This is a genomic window from Pseudomonas sp. W2Oct36 (assembly GCF_041060465.1).
GTDB lineage: Bacteria > Pseudomonadota > Gammaproteobacteria > Pseudomonadales > Pseudomonadaceae > Aquipseudomonas > Aquipseudomonas graminis_B.
Map to the genome: position 1 here is coordinate 95375 of NZ_JAUERW010000010.1, position 15878 is coordinate 111252.

At 60.0% G+C, this 15878-nt stretch carries 15 protein-coding genes; 10 read left to right on the forward strand and 5 right to left on the reverse strand.

Annotated elements, in window-relative coordinates; all coding sequences use genetic code 11:
- Window positions 1-223 precede the first annotated feature (223 nt).
- Window positions 224-2401, forward strand: a complete 2178-nt coding sequence (locus QWI18_RS15060; RefSeq protein WP_369319167.1) for a malate synthase G — start codon at window positions 224-226, stop codon at window positions 2399-2401.
- 82 nt (window positions 2402-2483) lie between these two features.
- Here the strand turns inward: QWI18_RS15060 and QWI18_RS15065 are convergent, their stop codons facing one another.
- Complete coding sequence (locus QWI18_RS15065) at window positions 2484-2930, reverse strand: response regulator (protein ID WP_065991292.1); 447 nt, start codon at window positions 2928-2930, stop codon at window positions 2484-2486.
- A 232-nt stretch (window positions 2931-3162) separates the two neighbouring features.
- On the opposite strand from QWI18_RS15065, the gene QWI18_RS15070 reads away from it, so the two are divergent.
- From QWI18_RS15070 to QWI18_RS15110, 9 genes are all read left to right on the forward strand, one after another.
- Window positions 3163-5097, forward strand: a complete 1935-nt coding sequence (locus tag QWI18_RS15070; protein WP_192134953.1) for a putative nucleotidyltransferase substrate binding domain-containing protein — start codon at window positions 3163-3165, stop codon at window positions 5095-5097.
- A gap of 10 nt (window positions 5098-5107) precedes the next feature.
- On the forward strand, window positions 5108-5827 hold the full coding sequence (locus QWI18_RS15075; RefSeq protein ID WP_192134955.1) for a PolC-type DNA polymerase III: 720 nt from the start codon (window positions 5108-5110) through the stop codon (window positions 5825-5827).
- Window positions 5828-5998: 171 nt separating this feature from the next.
- Entirely contained in the window at window positions 5999-6517 is a 519-nt protein-coding gene (locus QWI18_RS15080; RefSeq protein ID WP_192134957.1) for an RNA polymerase sigma factor, read from the forward strand.
- Window positions 6514-7506 carry a FecR domain-containing protein gene (locus QWI18_RS15085; protein WP_369319168.1) on the forward strand — a complete coding sequence of 331 codons (993 nt, stop codon included), beginning with the start codon at window positions 6514-6516 and terminating at the stop codon, window positions 7504-7506. Before QWI18_RS15080 ends, QWI18_RS15085 begins: the two co-directional genes overlap by 4 nt.
- 252 nt (window positions 7507-7758) lie before the next feature.
- Window positions 7759-10194 carry a TonB-dependent siderophore receptor gene (locus tag QWI18_RS15090; RefSeq protein ID WP_369319169.1) on the forward strand — a complete coding sequence of 812 codons (2436 nt, stop codon included), beginning with the start codon at window positions 7759-7761 and terminating at the stop codon, window positions 10192-10194.
- 81 nt (window positions 10195-10275) lie between these two features.
- A complete protein-coding gene (locus QWI18_RS15095; protein ID WP_369319170.1) occupies window positions 10276-11415 on the forward strand; it encodes a PepSY-associated TM helix domain-containing protein in 1140 nt (379 codons plus the stop codon).
- Window positions 11412-11612, forward strand: coding sequence for a hypothetical protein (locus QWI18_RS15100; protein ID WP_192134965.1), 201 nt, complete (start codon window positions 11412-11414; stop codon window positions 11610-11612). Before QWI18_RS15095 ends, QWI18_RS15100 begins: the two co-directional genes overlap by 4 nt.
- A 307-nt stretch (window positions 11613-11919) precedes the next feature.
- Window positions 11920-13233 (forward strand): MFS transporter, encoded by a 1314-nt coding sequence (locus tag QWI18_RS15105; protein ID WP_369319171.1) that lies wholly within the window; start codon window positions 11920-11922, stop codon window positions 13231-13233.
- Between the two features lie 106 nt (window positions 13234-13339).
- Entirely contained in the window at window positions 13340-13969 is a 630-nt protein-coding gene (locus QWI18_RS15110; RefSeq protein WP_065991280.1) for a glutathione S-transferase family protein, read from the forward strand.
- Window positions 13970-14081: 112 nt separating this feature from the next.
- Here QWI18_RS15110 and QWI18_RS15115 read toward each other — a convergent pair whose 3' ends face one another.
- From QWI18_RS15115 to QWI18_RS15130, 4 genes are all read right to left on the reverse strand, one after another.
- On the reverse strand, window positions 14082-14450 hold the full coding sequence (locus tag QWI18_RS15115) for a hypothetical protein (protein WP_369319172.1): 369 nt from the start codon (window positions 14448-14450) through the stop codon (window positions 14082-14084).
- Window positions 14451-14579: 129 nt separating this feature from the next.
- Window positions 14580-14834 (reverse strand): hypothetical protein, encoded by a 255-nt coding sequence (locus QWI18_RS15120; RefSeq protein ID WP_192134970.1) that lies wholly within the window; start codon window positions 14832-14834, stop codon window positions 14580-14582.
- Between the two features lie 42 nt (window positions 14835-14876).
- Entirely contained in the window at window positions 14877-15212 is a 336-nt protein-coding gene (kleE, locus tag QWI18_RS15125) for a KleE stable inheritance protein (RefSeq protein ID WP_192134972.1), read from the reverse strand.
- 102 nt (window positions 15213-15314) lie between these two features.
- On the reverse strand, window positions 15315-15815 hold the full coding sequence (locus QWI18_RS15130) for an ATP-dependent zinc protease (RefSeq protein WP_065991278.1): 501 nt from the start codon (window positions 15813-15815) through the stop codon (window positions 15315-15317).
- Window positions 15816-15878: the final 63 nt, after the last annotated feature.

The following is a 15878-nucleotide window of genomic DNA, read 5'->3' on the forward strand; positions in this document are numbered from 1 at the left end:
ACAGCGGTGTAAGCGCACCAGGAATTTCTGTGTACGATCCGAATAATTCTCTGGAACAATCTGATCGCTCTTTGAGAACATCCCATGCCGGTGCCTGACCGAATGCCTAAATTCGGTCGATCGCTGCAAATCAAGTCTGGATTTTCACGCCGCGAACGGTCATGTAGTATCGCCTCGCGCGCACTACATAGATGTCAAATAGCTGAGCAGAGTGAGGCAAGCAATGACTGAACACGTTCAAGTCGGGGGCCTGCGGGTCGCCAATGTCCTGCTGGATTTCGTGAACAACGAAGCCATTCCCGGAACCGGCCTCGACGCCGCTTCATTCTGGGCCGGTGCCGATGCGCTCATCCACGAGCTCGCACCGAAGAACAAAGCCCTGCTCGCCAAACGCGACGAATTCCAGGCGAGTATCGACGCGTGGCATCAGTCCAATGCCGGCAACGCCCATGACGCGTCCGCCTACAAGGCGTTCCTGCTGGAAATCGGCTATCTGCTGCCAGAAGCGGCAGACTTCCAGATCACCACACAAAACGTTGACGAAGAAATTGTCCGCATGGCCGGCCCCCAGTTGGTGGTGCCGGTGATGAACGCACGTTTCGCGCTCAATGCATCGAATGCCCGCTGGGGCTCGCTGTATGACGCGCTGTACGGCACCGACGCCATCAGCGAAGCGGGCGGCGCGGAAAAAGGCAAAGGCTACAACCGCGTCCGCGGCGACAAAGTCATCGCCTTCGCCCGCGCCTTTCTGGACGAAGCCGCCCCACTCGCGGCGGGCTCCCACGTTGACTCCACCGGCTACAAGCTGGTCGATGGCATGCTGATCGTCAGCCTCAAGGGCGGCAGCAACACCGGCCTGCACGACGATGCTCAGCTGATCGGCTTCCAGGGCGACGCGTCGGCGCCGACCGCGCTGCTGTTCAAGCACAACGGTCTGCACTTCGAACTCCAGATCGACGCCACGAGCCCGGTCGGCCAGACCGACCCGGCCGGTGTCAAAGACGTGCTGATGGAAGCGGCGCTGACCACCATCATGGATTGCGAGGACTCCATCGCTGCCGTCGACGCCGACGACAAGGTCGTGGTGTACCGCAACTGGCTGGGACTGATGAAGGGCGATCTGTCCGAAGAAGTCGCCAAAGGCGGTACTCGCTTCACCCGTACCATGAACCCCGACCGCGTTTACACCTCACCCACCGGCGAAGCCGTCACGCTGCATGGCCGCTCGCTGCTGTTCGTGCGCAACGTCGGTCACCTGATGACCATCGATGCGATCCTCGACAATCAGGGCAACGAAGTGCCGGAAGGCATTCTTGATGGCCTGCTGACCAGCCTCGCGGCGATTCACAACCTCAAGGGCAATACATCCCGCGCCAACAGCCGCACGGGCTCGGTGTACATCGTCAAACCAAAGATGCACGGCCCTGAGGAAGTGGCGTTCACCAACGAATTGTTCGGGCGTATCGAGGCGGTGCTGAACCTGCCGCGCAACACGCTGAAAGTCGGGATCATGGACGAAGAGCGTCGCACCACGATCAACCTCAAGGCCTGCATTCAGGCGGCGAGCGAGCGTGTGGTGTTCATCAACACAGGCTTCCTGGACCGCACCGGTGACGAGATTCACACGTCGATGGAAGCCGGCCCTGTCGTACGCAAGGCGCAGATGAAGGCGGAAAAGTGGATCGGCGCGTATGAAAATTCAAACGTCGATATCGGCTTGAAATGCGGCCTGCAAGGGCGCGCGCAGATCGGCAAGGGCATGTGGGCGATGCCTGACTTGATGGCCGCGATGCTTGAACAGAAAATCGCCCATCCACTGGCCGGCGCCAATACCGCGTGGGTTCCCTCGCCCACTGCCGCTGCACTGCACGCTCTGCATTACCACAAGGTCGATGTGTTCGCGCGTCAGGCCGAGCTTGCCCGGCGCGCGCCGGCCTCCGTCGACGATATCCTGGCCATTCCATTGGCGCCGAACATTGACTGGACGGCCGAGGAGATCCAGAACGAACTGGATAATAACTCCCAGGGCATTCTCGGTTATGTGGTGCGCTGGATCGATCAGGGCGTTGGCTGCTCGAAGGTGCCGGACATCAACGACATTGGTCTGATGGAGGACCGCGCCACGCTGCGCATTTCCAGCCAGCACATCGCCAACTGGCTACGCCATGGCGTGGTCAGCGAGCAGCAGGTAATGGAAAGTCTGAAGCGCATGGCACCGGTGGTGGACCGTCAGAACGCAGGTGATGCGCTGTATCGCCCCCTGGCACCGAATTTCGACAGCAACATCGCGTTTCAGGCAGCGGTTGAACTGGTGATCGAAGGCACACGGCAGCCGAACGGTTACACCGAGCCGGTGCTGCACCGTCGCCGTCGGGAGTTCAAGGCAAAACACGGGGCTTAATCAGCGCCCAGACAAAAGGCGGTGTCCACGCAAATGGACACCGCCTTTTTTGTTGCCGCAACGCAGTCCAGAGACGGCGTTATCAGGCCATTTCCAGCTCCCGCTTCACCAGTCGCAACAGCTGCTTGGTGTTGATCGGCTTGAGCAGGAAATCCACCACGCTCAGGTGCATGGCGTCGATGGCGTCACGTACGTTGGCGTCGCCAGACACGATAATGATCGGCAACTCCGCACGGTCCGATTCGCGCACCCTTCGAATCAGGTCCAGCCCGTCGCACGGCGCCATGCGCAGATCAGTGATCAGCAGCGCAATGGAGGGCCGGGTCTGCAGCAAGTGCATGGCGCTGGTGCCGCCGGCGGCGGTGATGCAGCTGATGTCATTGAGACTGAGAATTTCGGCCAGAACTTCCCGAGCATCCTTGTCGTCATCGACGATCAACACCCGATGTGGCGATTGGGACGCAGGCGCGAGCATTACCTCATTGAGGGCTTCGCGCTCTTCATCACTCAAAATACTGTGATCGAACATACCCGTCTCATCTTCCTGTCGACTCCAATTCTGACAGCGCAAGCGATTGATACGCTGCACATCCTGTCGGCTTCATGCCGGCCCTGGGGCCTCGCGCTAACTGCATCGCTGCGGTTTTACACCTTGGTTCGATGCGAGCCAATGCCTTTGCAGTCACCTAAGACTTACGTCCAATGGGCACTGCCCGATAAGCGGTCGACCATGGGGTCAATAAAAACAAGCGGTATCGGTCATGAGCAAAGCGGACGCTTTTACCCAGGCAGGCAAAACAGCCGTTCTGCAGAACATCCACGGCACGATGCAGTTCCTGCAAAAATTCCCGCCGTTCAACCAGATGGAAAATGCCCATCTGGCCTACCTTGTGGAACAGTGTCACCTGCGTTTCTACGCTACAGACGAGAGCATCATCAAGCCTAGCGATGGGCCAGTAGAACATTTTTACATCGTCAAGCAAGGCCGCGTCGTGGGTGAGCGCCCCCATTCCGCAAAACGCGGCACCGAGACCACGTTCGAAATAACCACGGGCGAGTGCTTTCCCCTCGCGGCACTACTCGGCGAACGCGCCACACGAACCGAGCATCTGGCGGCCGAAGACACTTTCTGTCTGCAGCTCAACAAGCAAGCCTTCATCAAGCTGTTTGCGCTCTCAAATGAGTTCCGCGACTTCGCCCTGCGCGGCGTCAGCAGCCTGCTCGATCAGGTCAATCAGCAAGTAAAGCAGAAGGCGGTGGAAACACTCGGCACGCAATACTCGCTGAACACGCGACTGGGTGAACTGGCGATGCGTCACCCGGTGACGTGCTCCCCCGACACGCCGCTGCGTGAGGCCGTGCGGCAGATGGACGAGCAGCAAGTCGGCAGTATCGTGATCGTGGACGAGGCCAAAGCGCCGCTGGGTATTTTCACGCTGCGCGATCTGCGCCAGGTCGTCGCCAACATCGACGCCGACTTCGGCGAGCCCATCGAACGCAGCATGATTCAGGTGCCGTTCTATCTGAGCCCGGACGCCAGCGCCTTCGATGCGGCCATTGCCATGACCCAGCGCCATATCGCCCACGTCTGTCTGGTGAAAGATCAGCGCTTGTGTGGCGTGGTCTCCGAGCGCGACCTGTTCTCCCTGCAGCGCGTGGATCTGGTGCATCTGGCGCGCACCATCCGCAGCGCGCCGCGTATCGATTCGCTGGCTAACCTGCGCGGCGACATCGTTCAACTGGTGGACCGAATGCTCGCCCACGGGGCCTCGTCCACCCAGATCACCCAGATCATCACGCTGCTCAACGATCACATGGTCTGCCGCGTCATCGAGCTGACGCTCGAAGAAAAAGGCGATCCTGGCATCGCTTTCAGCTGGCTGTGTTTCGGCAGCGAGGGCCGGCGCGAGCAGACGCTGTACACCGATCAGGACAACGGCATTCTGTTCGAAGCCACGGACGCCGCCGAAGCCGCCTCAATACGCGGCCGGTTGTTGCCCATGGCCGAGCGGATCAATCAAAGCCTGGCGGTGTGCGGATTCGCCCTGTGCAAGGGCGGGATTATGGCGAGCAATCCCCAGCTGTGCCTGTCGCGAATCGAGTGGGCGCGGCGCTTCGGCTCGTTCATTCGCGAAGCCACACCGGAGAACCTGCTGTCGTCTTCTATCTATTTCGATCTGCGCGTGGTCTGGGGCGATGAAAGCGGCGGCGATCAATTGCGTCAGAGCATTCTTGCGCAGGTCGCAGACAACGCCTTGTTCCAGCGCATGATGGCCGACAACGCCCTGCGTCAACGCCCACCGGTGGGCCGCTTCAAAGATTTCGTGGTCGCCCGAAAAGGCAGCGAGAAGGACACACTGGACCTTAAAACCCAAGGCCTGACGCCGTTCGTCGACGGAGCGCGCTTGCTCGCGCTGGCCAACGGCGTCGAGGCGAGCAACACGCTGGACAGGCTGCGTCAGTTGGTCGCCAAAGAGGTGATCGACCCGCTGGACGGTGCGGCCTATGAAGAGGCTTATCACTTCATCCAGCAAACCCGCATGCAGCAACATCAGCAGCAGAACCGGCAAAACCTGCCCTACTCCAATCGCATCGACCCGGATGTGCTCAATCATCTGGACCGGCGCATCCTGCGTGAGTCGTTCCGGCAGGCGCAGCGGCTGCAGACCAGCCTCACCGTGCGCTACCAACTGTAAGCGACTGATCATGAATTTGTTCCGCTGGCTCAAGCCCCCCAAACGCGCCGTCGCCCCTGAGCTGACACCTGAACAGCAACAGCGCCTGCGCGCCTTGCCCGGCCCGGGCGTCCTGGATCAAAAGACACTGCGCCAGCAACGGTGGGTCGTGGTCGATCTTGAGACCAGCGGGCTGAATCTGCAGCGGGACGACGTGCTGTCGATTGGCGCCGTGGTCATCGAAGATGGCGCGATCGATCTGGGGCAGCAGTTCGAGCGCACGCTGATGCGCACCGATCACAAACTCAGCCCGAGCGTATTGATTCACGGGCTGGGGCCCACCGCGATTGCGGCGGGCAGCGAGCCGGTCGAAGCGCTGCTGGATTTCATGGCGTTCGTGGGTGACAGCCCGCTGCTGGCGTTCCACGCGGCGTTCGACGAGCACATGTTGGGGCGGGCATTAAAGGAAAGCCTGGGCTATCGCCTGCTGCACCCCTTCATCGATGTTGCTCACATCGCGCCCTTCATTTGCCCGAACGCGAATTTGCGCCAGGCAAGCCTGGACGACTGGACGCGATTCTTCGGGCTCCACGCCGAAGAGCGTCATCACGCCAGCGCCGATGCGCTGGTGACCGCCGAACTCGCGATGATTCTGTTCAGCCACGCCAGAAGACAGGGGATCGAAACCCCTGCACAGCTTGAGCAAGGCGTGGCGAAATGGCGACGGCAGCAGCAATCGCATTCGTTTTAGCGTTCATCCTCTGGGCCTGCCTCTGGATCCCGCCGCGCCTTACAAATCTAATGGTCGATTCTTACGTCAACCGTTCGGCTTCTTCCTACAAGGACCAATTGCCAGCATTGGGCGGCTCTGACACAATCGCGAACAATTCTCGTTAGCCCCTTTGTTCTCCTCGGTGCGCTTGTGTCGTCACTTCAAAGTCCCCAGCAGCAGCTCGTCGGAACGCTCTATCGCGACCATCGCGGCTGGCTGCTGGGCTGGCTCCGACGCAATGTCGCTTGCCCCCACCGCGCCGAAGACCTCAGTCAAGACACGTTCATCCGCTTGCTCGGCCGCGAGCAATTGCTTGAGCCCCGCGAACCCCGGGCCTTTCTGGTTTCGATCGCGAAAGGCTTGCTGTTCGACCACTTCCGTCGTGCCGCGCTGGAACAGGCGTATCTGGACGAGCTGATGCTGATTCCCGAGGGCGAACAACCTTCCCTGGAAGAGCAGCAGCTGATTCTCGAAGACCTCAAAGCCATCGACCGTCTGCTGGGCAAGCTGTCCAGCAAGGCGCGCACCGCCTTTCTGTACAACCGCCTGGACGGCATGCCCCATGCAGAGATCGCCGCCAAACTCGGCGTCTCGGTGCCCCGCGTGCGTCAGTACCTGGCGCAGGGTTTGCGCCAGTGCTACATCGCGCTGTATGGCGAGCCAACATGAGCCGTATTTCTACCCGACCTGTTTCATCCCACGTGCTGGACGCCGCCATCGCCTGGCAACTGTGCCTGGATTGCGGCCGGGGCAGCGAAGCCGAGCGTGAAGAGTTCGCCAAGTGGTACGCCGCCAGCGACGAGCACGCCCGGGCCTGGATGCAGTTGGGCATGGTCGATCAGCGTTTTGCCGGGACCACCGGCCCGGCACGTTCGGCGCTTTTGCGGTCCCGTGACGGGATGGGCTCGCGTTTGCGCAAGCTGGGACGCGGGTTTGCAGGGGTGGCGCTGGCGCTGGGATTGACTCTGTTTCTGGGTGATCGCCTGCTGCCGGTGGATTACTGGCTGGCGGATCTGCGCACCGCCACCGGCGAGCAGCGCACGATTCGCCTGTCGGATAACACCCTGATCCGCCTCAACACCCACAGTGCACTGGACGTGCGGTTCGATGACAAACAGCGGCGGGTCGTGCTTCAAGAAGGCGAGATCTTCGTGGAGACCGGGAGCCACAACGACGCGCGTCCGTTCATCGTCGAGACCCCTGAGGGGCAGATGCGCGCACTGGGCACGCAGTTCCTGGTCAAGAGGCGGGCCGACGGCACGCTGTTGAGCGTGCTGCAATCAGCCGTCGCCGTGCACCCGCAGGCTTCGAATCATGAAAAGGTGCTGAACGAGGGGCAGCAGATGTTGATTCATCGCAACAGCCTCGGGCCCATGCTCGCCCTGACGCCCGGCACCGGCGCCTGGATGCGCGGCATGCTGGTGGTCGATAACGCTCGTCTGGCAGATGTCGTTGCGGAGCTTGCCCGCTATCGTCCGGGCCATCTCGGCGTTGCGAAAGACGTTGCAGACCTGCGTATCACCGGCAGCTTTCCGTTGACCAATACCGACCTGGCGCTCAAGGCTCTGACGCCCACGCTGTCCGTGCAGATCGAAGCACGTACGCCGTGGTGGGTGACGGTGGTCGGCAGCGGGAAGAAGCCGGCAGCTGCGCTTTAATTCGGGGTCTCTTGGGCAGGCTTGGGGCATCTGGATAACCGCAACCCTGTGGGAGTGAGCTTGCTCGCGAAGGGGCCGGTACATCCACTGGATCACCAGGGCTGAGAATTGTCTCCGCGAGCAAGCTCGCTCCCACAGGGCCTTCGTACGCCTACTGAATGAACTCACAGATTATTTTCGCCCGGCCCTATCACTTTTCAGATCTCGTTCGGCACATAGGCATTGAGAACCATTTCCATCGAGGTGCCGTTCATGTCCCGCACGCTTCACACCCTTCTGCGACCGAGCCTACTGGCTATCGCCGTCGCCATTGCCGCGCCGCTGCTCAGTGCGCCGCTGATGGCCGCTTCCCAGACTTCCAGCGTCCGTACCTACGATCTGCCGGCCGCGCCGCTGTCCACGACGCTGACGCAGATTGCCAGTCAGGCGGGCCTGGCCCTGTCGCTGGATCCGGCACTGGCAGCGGGGCGCACGTCGGCGCCGGTTCAGGGGCAGTTCGACGCGTCTGGGGCGATGGGCCAGGCGCTGCGCGGCACTGGCTTGCAACTGAACCTGACGACGGCAGGGACCTACACGCTGGTGGCTGCGCCTGAAGGCGCGATGGCATTGCCGGCCACCAGCATTCAAGGCAGTCAGGAAAGCTTCGAAAGCGCGTGGGGCCCGGCGCAGGGATACGCCGCGAGTCGCACCGCAGCCGGCAGCAAAACCGACACCGCGCTGGTTGAAGCGCCGCGCTCGATCTCGGTCGCGACCCGGCAGCAGATGCAGGATCGGGCGGTGCAGAACATCGACGACGCCGTTCGCTACATGCCAGGCGTGGTTGCCAGCAGCTACGGCAGCGACAGCCGGTCCGAATGGCTGAAAGTCCGCGGCTTTGAACCCACCCAATTCCTCGACGGCCTGCCACTGCCGAAAGGGGCATACGTGATGCCGAAAATGGAGACCTGGGATCTGGAGCGCGTTGCCCTCCTGCGTGGCCCGGCGTCTTCGGTTTATGGTCAGACCCCGCCAGGCGGCATGCTTGATATGGTCAGTCGTCGCCCCGAAGCCGACGCCAGCCACGAGGTGCAGGTTCAGGCCGGCACTTACAACCGCAAGCAGATCAGCTTCGACAGCACCGGCAAGATCGACGATGCCGACAATTTCGAGTACCGCGTCAGCGGCGTGGTGCGTGACAGCGGCACCTCGGTGGACCACATCGATGACAAGCGCTACAACCTCGCACCGAGCCTGACCTGGAACATCGACCCGGACACCAAACTGACCTTTCTCAGCCAGTTCAATCGTGACGATACCGGGATCACCAGCCAGTTCCTGCCGATTCAGGGCACCAAATACCCATCGGCCGTGGGCCGCGTGAAATATCACGAAAACCTGGGCGATCCGGACTGGGAGTTTTACGACAAGACTTACTACGCGCTGGGCTATGCCTTCGAGCATCGTCTCAACGATGTCTGGCAGTTCAAGCAGAACGTTCGCTACACCAAGAGCGACCTGTCCTTTCAGGGGATAACGGCCGGTGGCTTCTTCGGTTCGGTCAGCGAGGATGGCACCGTCCAACGCGGCGCCAACGTCGTGAACGAAGACATCTCCCAGTTCGCGCTGGACAACAACCTGCAAGCCGACTTCGACACGGGCGAACTCAAACATACCCTGTTGCTCGGGCTCGACTATCAGCGACTGAATCACAACTACAAATGGCAGTACGGCAACGCGCCGACCAGCAACATCGCCAAGCCGATTTACGGGCAGGACTTCAGCAACGTCGATTACACCGCGTATCAGGATTACAACCAGAAAACCCGGGACGTCGGCGTTTATATTCAGGACCAACTGGCCCTGGATAACTGGCGTCTGACCCTGGGCGGGCGCCAGGATCTGCTCAAGACCGAATCGAAGTTTTACAACACCAATCAGTCCGACGACCGAACCGACAGCGCGTTCACCGGCAACGCCGCGCTCAGCTACGTCTTCGACTCCGGATTCACGCCTTACATTTCCTACGCCGAGTCGTTCCAGGCCGAGCAAGGCGGCGCCAACGGCGTGGCATTCCAGCCGGGGACGGGCAAGCAGTACGAAGTGGGCCTCAAATACCAGCCGCCTGGCAGCAACATCCTCTTCACCGCCGCGGCCTATGACCTGACCCGTCGTGACATCGTGCTCAGCGACATCCTGGGCGTGCAGCGACCCTTGGGCGAAGCGAAGGTGCGCGGCTTCGAGCTGGAAGCGGTGGGCAATGTCACGGACAACCTGAAAGTGACGGCGTCCTATACCTACGCCAACAGCAAGATGACCAAAGTCACCGACCCGCTGGACAAGAATCGTCCACTGCCACTCACGCCCGAAAACCAAGCGGCGATCTGGGGTGATTACACTTGGCACAACGGGGTGCTCGACGGTTTCGGCCTGGGCTTTGGCGCACGGTACATTGGCGAGACCGACAATATTGCGATCGGTAGTTACGGCTTTGTCGCCGATTCCAACTACGGGCACAGCAATGCCTACACCGTCTACGACGCTGCCGTGCATTACGATCTCGGCCGCATGAACAACGTCCTCAAAGGCGTGAGCGTGTCGGTCAACGCCAACAACGTCTTCGACAAGGAATACATTTCCACCTGCGACGGCTTCTATTGCTACTACGGCGACCGTCGTACCGTGCTCGCGAGCGTAGACTACAAATGGTAATCGTTTAAACTCTCATTACCCGAAACAAGGGCCGCTCCCACACAGCGGCCTTTGTCGCTTTCGCTGACTCCGGATTTCCACATGAAAAGCCAAACCATTCGCCGCTGGTCTTTCATCCACACGTGGACCAGCCTGATCTGCACGGCATTCCTGATGATGCTGGCGATCACTGGCTTGCCGCTGATCTTCAGTCACGAGATCGCTCACCTGACGGGCGATGCACCGGAATTCAAGGAAATGCCCGCCGGCACGCCGCATCTGGACCTCGAGCAACTGGTTCGCTCAGCCGAGGCCCATCGCCCCGGCGACGTGATGCAGTATTTCGGCTGGGATGATGATGACCCCAACGGCGTCTACGCCATCATGGGCAAAACCGCCGGCGGCGACCCCAATGAATCCCACAGTTTCATGCTCGACGCCCGCACCGGCGAAGCGATGGAAACGCCGAGCGCCAACGGCGGTTTCATGATGATCATGCTGCGCCTGCACGTGGACATGTATGCAGGGCTCCCGGGCAAGCTGCTGCTGGCATTCATGGGACTGCTGTTTGTCATGGCGATCGTGTCCGGCGTCGTGTTGTACGCGCCCTTTATGCGTCGGCTGGATTTCGCCACGGTGCGGCCGAATAAATCCACGCGGGTACGTTGGCTTGATCTGCACAACCTGATCGGGGTTGTCACGCTGACCTGGGCCATGGTTGTGGGCCTGACCGGTGTGCTCAACGCCTGCGCCGATTTAGTGATCGCCCAGTGGCGCACCGACGCGCTGATGACCATGATCGCGCCCTACAAGAACGCCCCACCCCTGGCCGAACGCGCACCGGCAACCCGATTGATCGACATCTCCAAAGCCACTGTCCCCGGCGCCGAGCCGAGCTTCATTGCCTTTCCCGGCTCGCGTTTTTCCAGCGAGCATCACTACGCCGTGTTCATGAAAGGCGACACGCACCTGACGTCTCACCTGCTCACTCCCGTACTGATTGACGCCCAGGACTTGCACGTGACCGCGACGCTGGGACGCCCGTGGTACATGGACGCCCTGCTGCTGTCGCAACCGCTGCACTTCGGCGACTACGGCGGCATGCCGATGAAAATCCTCTGGGCCGCGCTGGACGTCTTGACCATCATCGTCCTTGGCAGTGGCTTGTACCTGTGGTGGGTCCGTCGTCGCGCCACAGTCGCTGCGGCAAAAGCAGTCGCCGTAGAGGCGGAAGTGGCATGACCCGACACAAGAAGCATTCGGCGTTGTGGAAGACCTTCGGCACGCCCGGCTGGATCGCCCTGCTGACCGCAGTCGGCCTGTTCGCCGCGCTGCTGGGCGACGGTGCGTGGGATGTATTGTCCTGGATAGGGATGGCGATTCCAGCCTGGCTTAGTTGCAAGGGGTTGATGGCGCGGAGGAGAGCTGATCACACCTGATCCATACGGGATGTAACTGGTGGGGATTCGCCCGCCGTTGCCCCAGGTCATCATACGACTCACCAACAGCCCTCATTCCGTTAGCTCACTTGACTCCTCGAACCCCCGTCCTCCCGATGACGCCCCAAAATCGCTCACTTCCCGCTTCAAAGCCGGCCCCCGCTGTGACAAGTCCGTTACATTAAGAAATATAATGAGCGCTTCGCGGTATTCCCATTGACAACAAAACGTGCTTTTGACTAAATCAAGTCATACGACGACGTATAACGATCGCCGCCAAATAAAAACAATACCCAGAGTGGACTCGATGAAAATCAAAGGCATCCGTTGGTGGATGGTCGCGCTGATAACCGGCGGCCTGATCGTCAACTATCTCGCGCGCAATACCCTCTCCGTCGCCGCTCCCACCATGATGAGCGAGCTGAACATCTCCACCGAACAGTACTCGCACGTCGTCATCGCGTGGCAGATGGGCTATGCCTTCATGCAGCCGGTTGCCGGTTACGTGATCGACGCCATCGGCACCAAGATCGGCTTTGCAGTGTTCGCCATCGCCTGGTCTGTGGCGTGCGCATCGGCGGCTATGGCCACCGGCTGGCAGAGTCTGGCGTTCCTGCGCAGCTTGCTGGGCATCACTGAAGCGGCGGGGTTTCCTGCAGCGATCAAAGCAACCACCGAATGGTTTCCGGCCAAAGAGCGCTCGGTTGCCATCGGCTGGTTCAACATCGGTTCGTCGATCGGTGCCTTGCTGGCCCCTCCCCTCGTGGTCTGGGCGATTCTGCACAGCGGCTGGCAGATCGCGTTCATCATCGTCGGCGGGCTGGGCCTGCTGTGGAGCGCGGGCTGGTTATTCTTCTACAAACACCCGCGCAATCAGCGTCTGCTGGGTGACGAGGAGCGCGATTATATTCTTGCCGGTCAGGAGTCCCACCTGAAGGACGCGCCGACCAAGCACGCCAGCTGGAAGAAGATCGTCGGCACCCGCAATTTCTACGCAATCGCGTCAGCCCGCATGCTGTCAGAGCCGGCCTGGCAGACGTTCAACGCCTGGATTCCGCTGTACCTGATGACCGAGCGTCACATGAACATCAAGGAAATCGCGATGTTTGCCTGGCTGCCGTTTCTCGCAGCTGACATCGGCTGCGTGCTGGGCGGTTACCTGAGCCCGTTTTTCTACAAGCATTTCAACGTGTCCCTGCTCACGTCGCGCAAGATGGTGATGGTGCTGGGCTCGATGTGCATGATCGGCCCTGGCTGCATCGGTCTGGTGGACAGCCCTTATGTCGCCATTGCGCTGCTGTGCGCCGGAGGTTTCGCGCACCAGACGCTGTCGGGCGCCCTGTACGCAATCACGTCGGACTCCTTCGGCAAGAACGAAGTGGGTACGGCAACAGGCCTCGGTGGCATGTTCGGGTTTCTCGGCGCGGCGTTGTTCACGCTGGTGCTCGGGATCATGGTGACTAAAGTCGGCTACAGCCCGCTGTTTGTGGCGCTGGCCGCCTTCGATCTTATCGCCGCCACAATCATCTGGTTTGTCGCCAAGCCGCTGCTGACCGGCACACCTGCGGCGCAATCCGGCAGATCATCGGCTGATTCGGCCGATGGGGTCCCGACGGTCTGACATCAATGTCCGGGCCGTCGCAAATCGGCCCGGCATTGCTTCAGGATATTGCGCAGCGTCCTGGCCCTGACTAGTCTGGAGGCCCAGGCCGATCAGAGGAATGTCCATGTCTGCGCCCAGCATGACGCTGTATTACAACGCCGCTTCGCCCTTCGCTCGCAAGGTGCTGATCTTGCTTCATGAGACCGGACAGGCGAGCCGGGTCAGTCTCAAGGCCGTTGCCCTCACCCCCGTGAGCCCCGACGTTGAACTCTGCCGCGGCAATCCGTGCGGAAAAATTCCGGCGCTGTGCCTGGCCGACGACAACGTGATCCATGACAGCCGGGTGATTCTCGAATACCTGGATCAACAGCATGTCGGCAACCCCCTCATTCCCAAGGAAGGCTCGGCGCGCTGGCGGCGATTGACGCTTGCCTCACTGGCCGATGCCCTGCTGGACGCTGCACTGCTCATCCGCTACGAGACCTTTCTGCGGCCCGAGGAAAAACATTGGTCGGAATGGCTCGACGCCCAGCAGCAGAAAATCGATCGCACGCTGGCCTATTTCGAAGCCGAAGCCGTCACTGAATTGAGTACGCATTTCGACGTCGCGTCGATCAGCGTGGCATGCGCGGTTGGCTATCTGGATTTCCGCCAGCCCAATCTGGGCTGGCGCAGCAGCTACCCACGATTGGCGAACTGGTATTACGAAGTCAGTCAGCGGCCATCGATGGTAGAGACTCAGCCGCCTGTGTAGAAATCGGTCACGCAACAATGAGTAGGTTTTAGATAAACGCTAACCTGTAAGTAGGTGGGCGCAAAAATCGCATGCTAAAAGGCCGGATAACTCCGGCCTTTTAGCTTCGTCTTTAGCAGCGTTTCGCGGCTTTCAACAATGCATTACAGTTCTGCGGCTGCGCTGCTTCCTTCTGCGTCTGGGCAGACTGAACGGTGCCCTGTACAGGACCCGAGCAAATAGCATCCGAGTTCACTACGACTACAGAGGTAAAGTAACAATTGTAAATTCCCTTATCGCTTTTTACCTGAAAACGCACCGACTCCAAGGAAGCCGATTTTGACAAAATAGCGATTTTGTCGCTGCTGGTGTTCAGGGCAAAGGCGGCCTTTTCCTGCAAGTCCGAGTCACTCTGCGTACGTTGCGCAATGGAGCCACAACCAGAAATGCTGACGGCAACGACAGCGGTGATTACAAGTTTTTCAAACGTGATGCACTTCATGCTTTAGGGTCCATTCCATTAGTTTGCGTGTAATACAGGCCAGCGCTACCAGCCGACCGCCATCATGAAATTTTTAAGCGTCGCGACTCGGTGACTCCCGACTCATGGGGCCGGAAGACCCGTTCCAGACTATCTTTTCATCACTGCCGCAGCCATAGCGCCATAGGTCGAGTTTATTCGCTCAACTTCGTCCTCATCATTAGCTAACAATCTCGACTGCCGTCTGGACAGTTCAAACTGCACTTTCTCCCAGCCCTGAATCTTGCTAGCGTCCGGCGTAGATTTTTTCCCTTCGTCACCTATTAATTCCGCGTAATGGCTAACCATTATGCTCAAAGCCGCACGAGCAAGGTCGTAGCGTTCCAGTTTTTTCCGTTCAGTCATCAGTTATCTCCCATGACCTTTTGATGCGTTTCGATGCTCAGTTCATTCAACGCTTTTCGGCTTGTACGACGAGACCAGACAGGTCGCCGCTGTCAAAGCGGCGAAGTGCAGGAAAAACGTAAACCCTGCGTGGCTTCCCGGTGTGTCCCAGTGCCAGACCGTCAAGAACCCGCGGTAGGCAACATCAAGCGCCATGACCCATCTCAGGACTGGCCAAGTGAGCACCAGCAGCATCCAAAGCGCCCGAGCGAGCCCCGAGATGGCTTTCCTCAGCTTGCCCGGTGCAGGGCGCGTCTGACTTGGCGTCGGCTCAGTCGCAACTTCAGGAGTCGCTTTTGCCCCGGGACGCTCTGGAAATTTGTATAGGTTGTTGGCCATTACCTGCTCTCCATGCAAATGCGAGTAAATTCTAACTCCGAATACGTGGCGCATGCCTGAAGCGTGCCGCGCAATCGCTCGGGGACGCAATCAAAACGGCCATCAGCACTCAGGCTTATCGGCCGTATAACGACGCGCCGGATTCACGGCCGCGCCGAATTCACGCAGGGCCTTGGCGCCGATCAGCAACGGATAGTTGAAATGACTGCGATCGACCAAGTTGACCTCCACGGTGCGTTTCACGTTGCCCAGGCACAGCTCAAGATCGACAACCGGGCGCTTGGTGGGATCGGCCGGCTCTTCGTCATCGTCGCCTTCGGAACGGCCCTTGATCCGGCTGATGCGCGACACCTTGTGCTCGTAGACTTTGCTGTCGGCGTCCTTGGTCGCCAGACGGAAACGCACCCAGTCATCGCCATCGCGCTTGAACAGTTCGATGTCCTTGGCCGACAGCGATGCGGTCAACGCGCCGGTGTCCATCTTGGCTTTGAATGTCTCGCCGATCTCCGAGACCTGAATGTATTCGTAACGACCGTACAACGTCGGTTCGGCAGCCATGACAGGCAAAGCCAGCAAAGACATAAGCGCCAGAAGGGATTTCACGGATCTGATTCCTCGTGATGAATGGGCGGGGCGTGTGCCCGGTTTAGACCGTCACTCTGCCGA

Excerpts from the sequence above, each read along its gene's own strand:
- QWI18_RS15060 (WP_369319167.1), top strand. The coding sequence starts at position 224 with ATGACTGAACACGTTCAAGTCGGGGGCCTGCGGGTCGCCAATGTCCTG.
- QWI18_RS15090 (WP_369319169.1), top strand. The coding sequence starts at position 7,759 with ATGTCCCGCACGCTTCACACCCTTCTGCGACCGAGCCTACTGGCTATC.
- QWI18_RS15115 (WP_369319172.1), bottom strand. The coding sequence starts at position 14,450 with ATGAAGTGCATCACGTTTGAAAAACTTGTAATCACCGCTGTCGTTGCC.
- QWI18_RS15105 (WP_369319171.1), top strand. The coding sequence starts at position 11,920 with ATGAAAATCAAAGGCATCCGTTGGTGGATGGTCGCGCTGATAACCGGC.
- QWI18_RS15095 (WP_369319170.1), top strand. The coding sequence starts at position 10,276 with ATGAAAAGCCAAACCATTCGCCGCTGGTCTTTCATCCACACGTGGACC.
- QWI18_RS15120 (WP_192134970.1), bottom strand. The coding sequence starts at position 14,834 with ATGACTGAACGGAAAAAACTGGAACGCTACGACCTTGCTCGTGCGGCT.
- QWI18_RS15075 (WP_192134955.1), top strand. The coding sequence starts at position 5,108 with ATGAATTTGTTCCGCTGGCTCAAGCCCCCCAAACGCGCCGTCGCCCCT.
- QWI18_RS15070 (WP_192134953.1), top strand. The coding sequence starts at position 3,163 with ATGAGCAAAGCGGACGCTTTTACCCAGGCAGGCAAAACAGCCGTTCTG.
- QWI18_RS15085 (WP_369319168.1), top strand. The coding sequence starts at position 6,514 with ATGAGCCGTATTTCTACCCGACCTGTTTCATCCCACGTGCTGGACGCC.
- QWI18_RS15110 (WP_065991280.1), top strand. The coding sequence starts at position 13,340 with ATGTCTGCGCCCAGCATGACGCTGTATTACAACGCCGCTTCGCCCTTC.
- kleE (WP_192134972.1), bottom strand. The coding sequence starts at position 15,212 with ATGGCCAACAACCTATACAAATTTCCAGAGCGTCCCGGGGCAAAAGCG.
- QWI18_RS15065 (WP_065991292.1), bottom strand. The coding sequence starts at position 2,930 with ATGTTCGATCACAGTATTTTGAGTGATGAAGAGCGCGAAGCCCTCAAT.
- QWI18_RS15100 (WP_192134965.1), top strand. The coding sequence starts at position 11,412 with ATGACCCGACACAAGAAGCATTCGGCGTTGTGGAAGACCTTCGGCACG.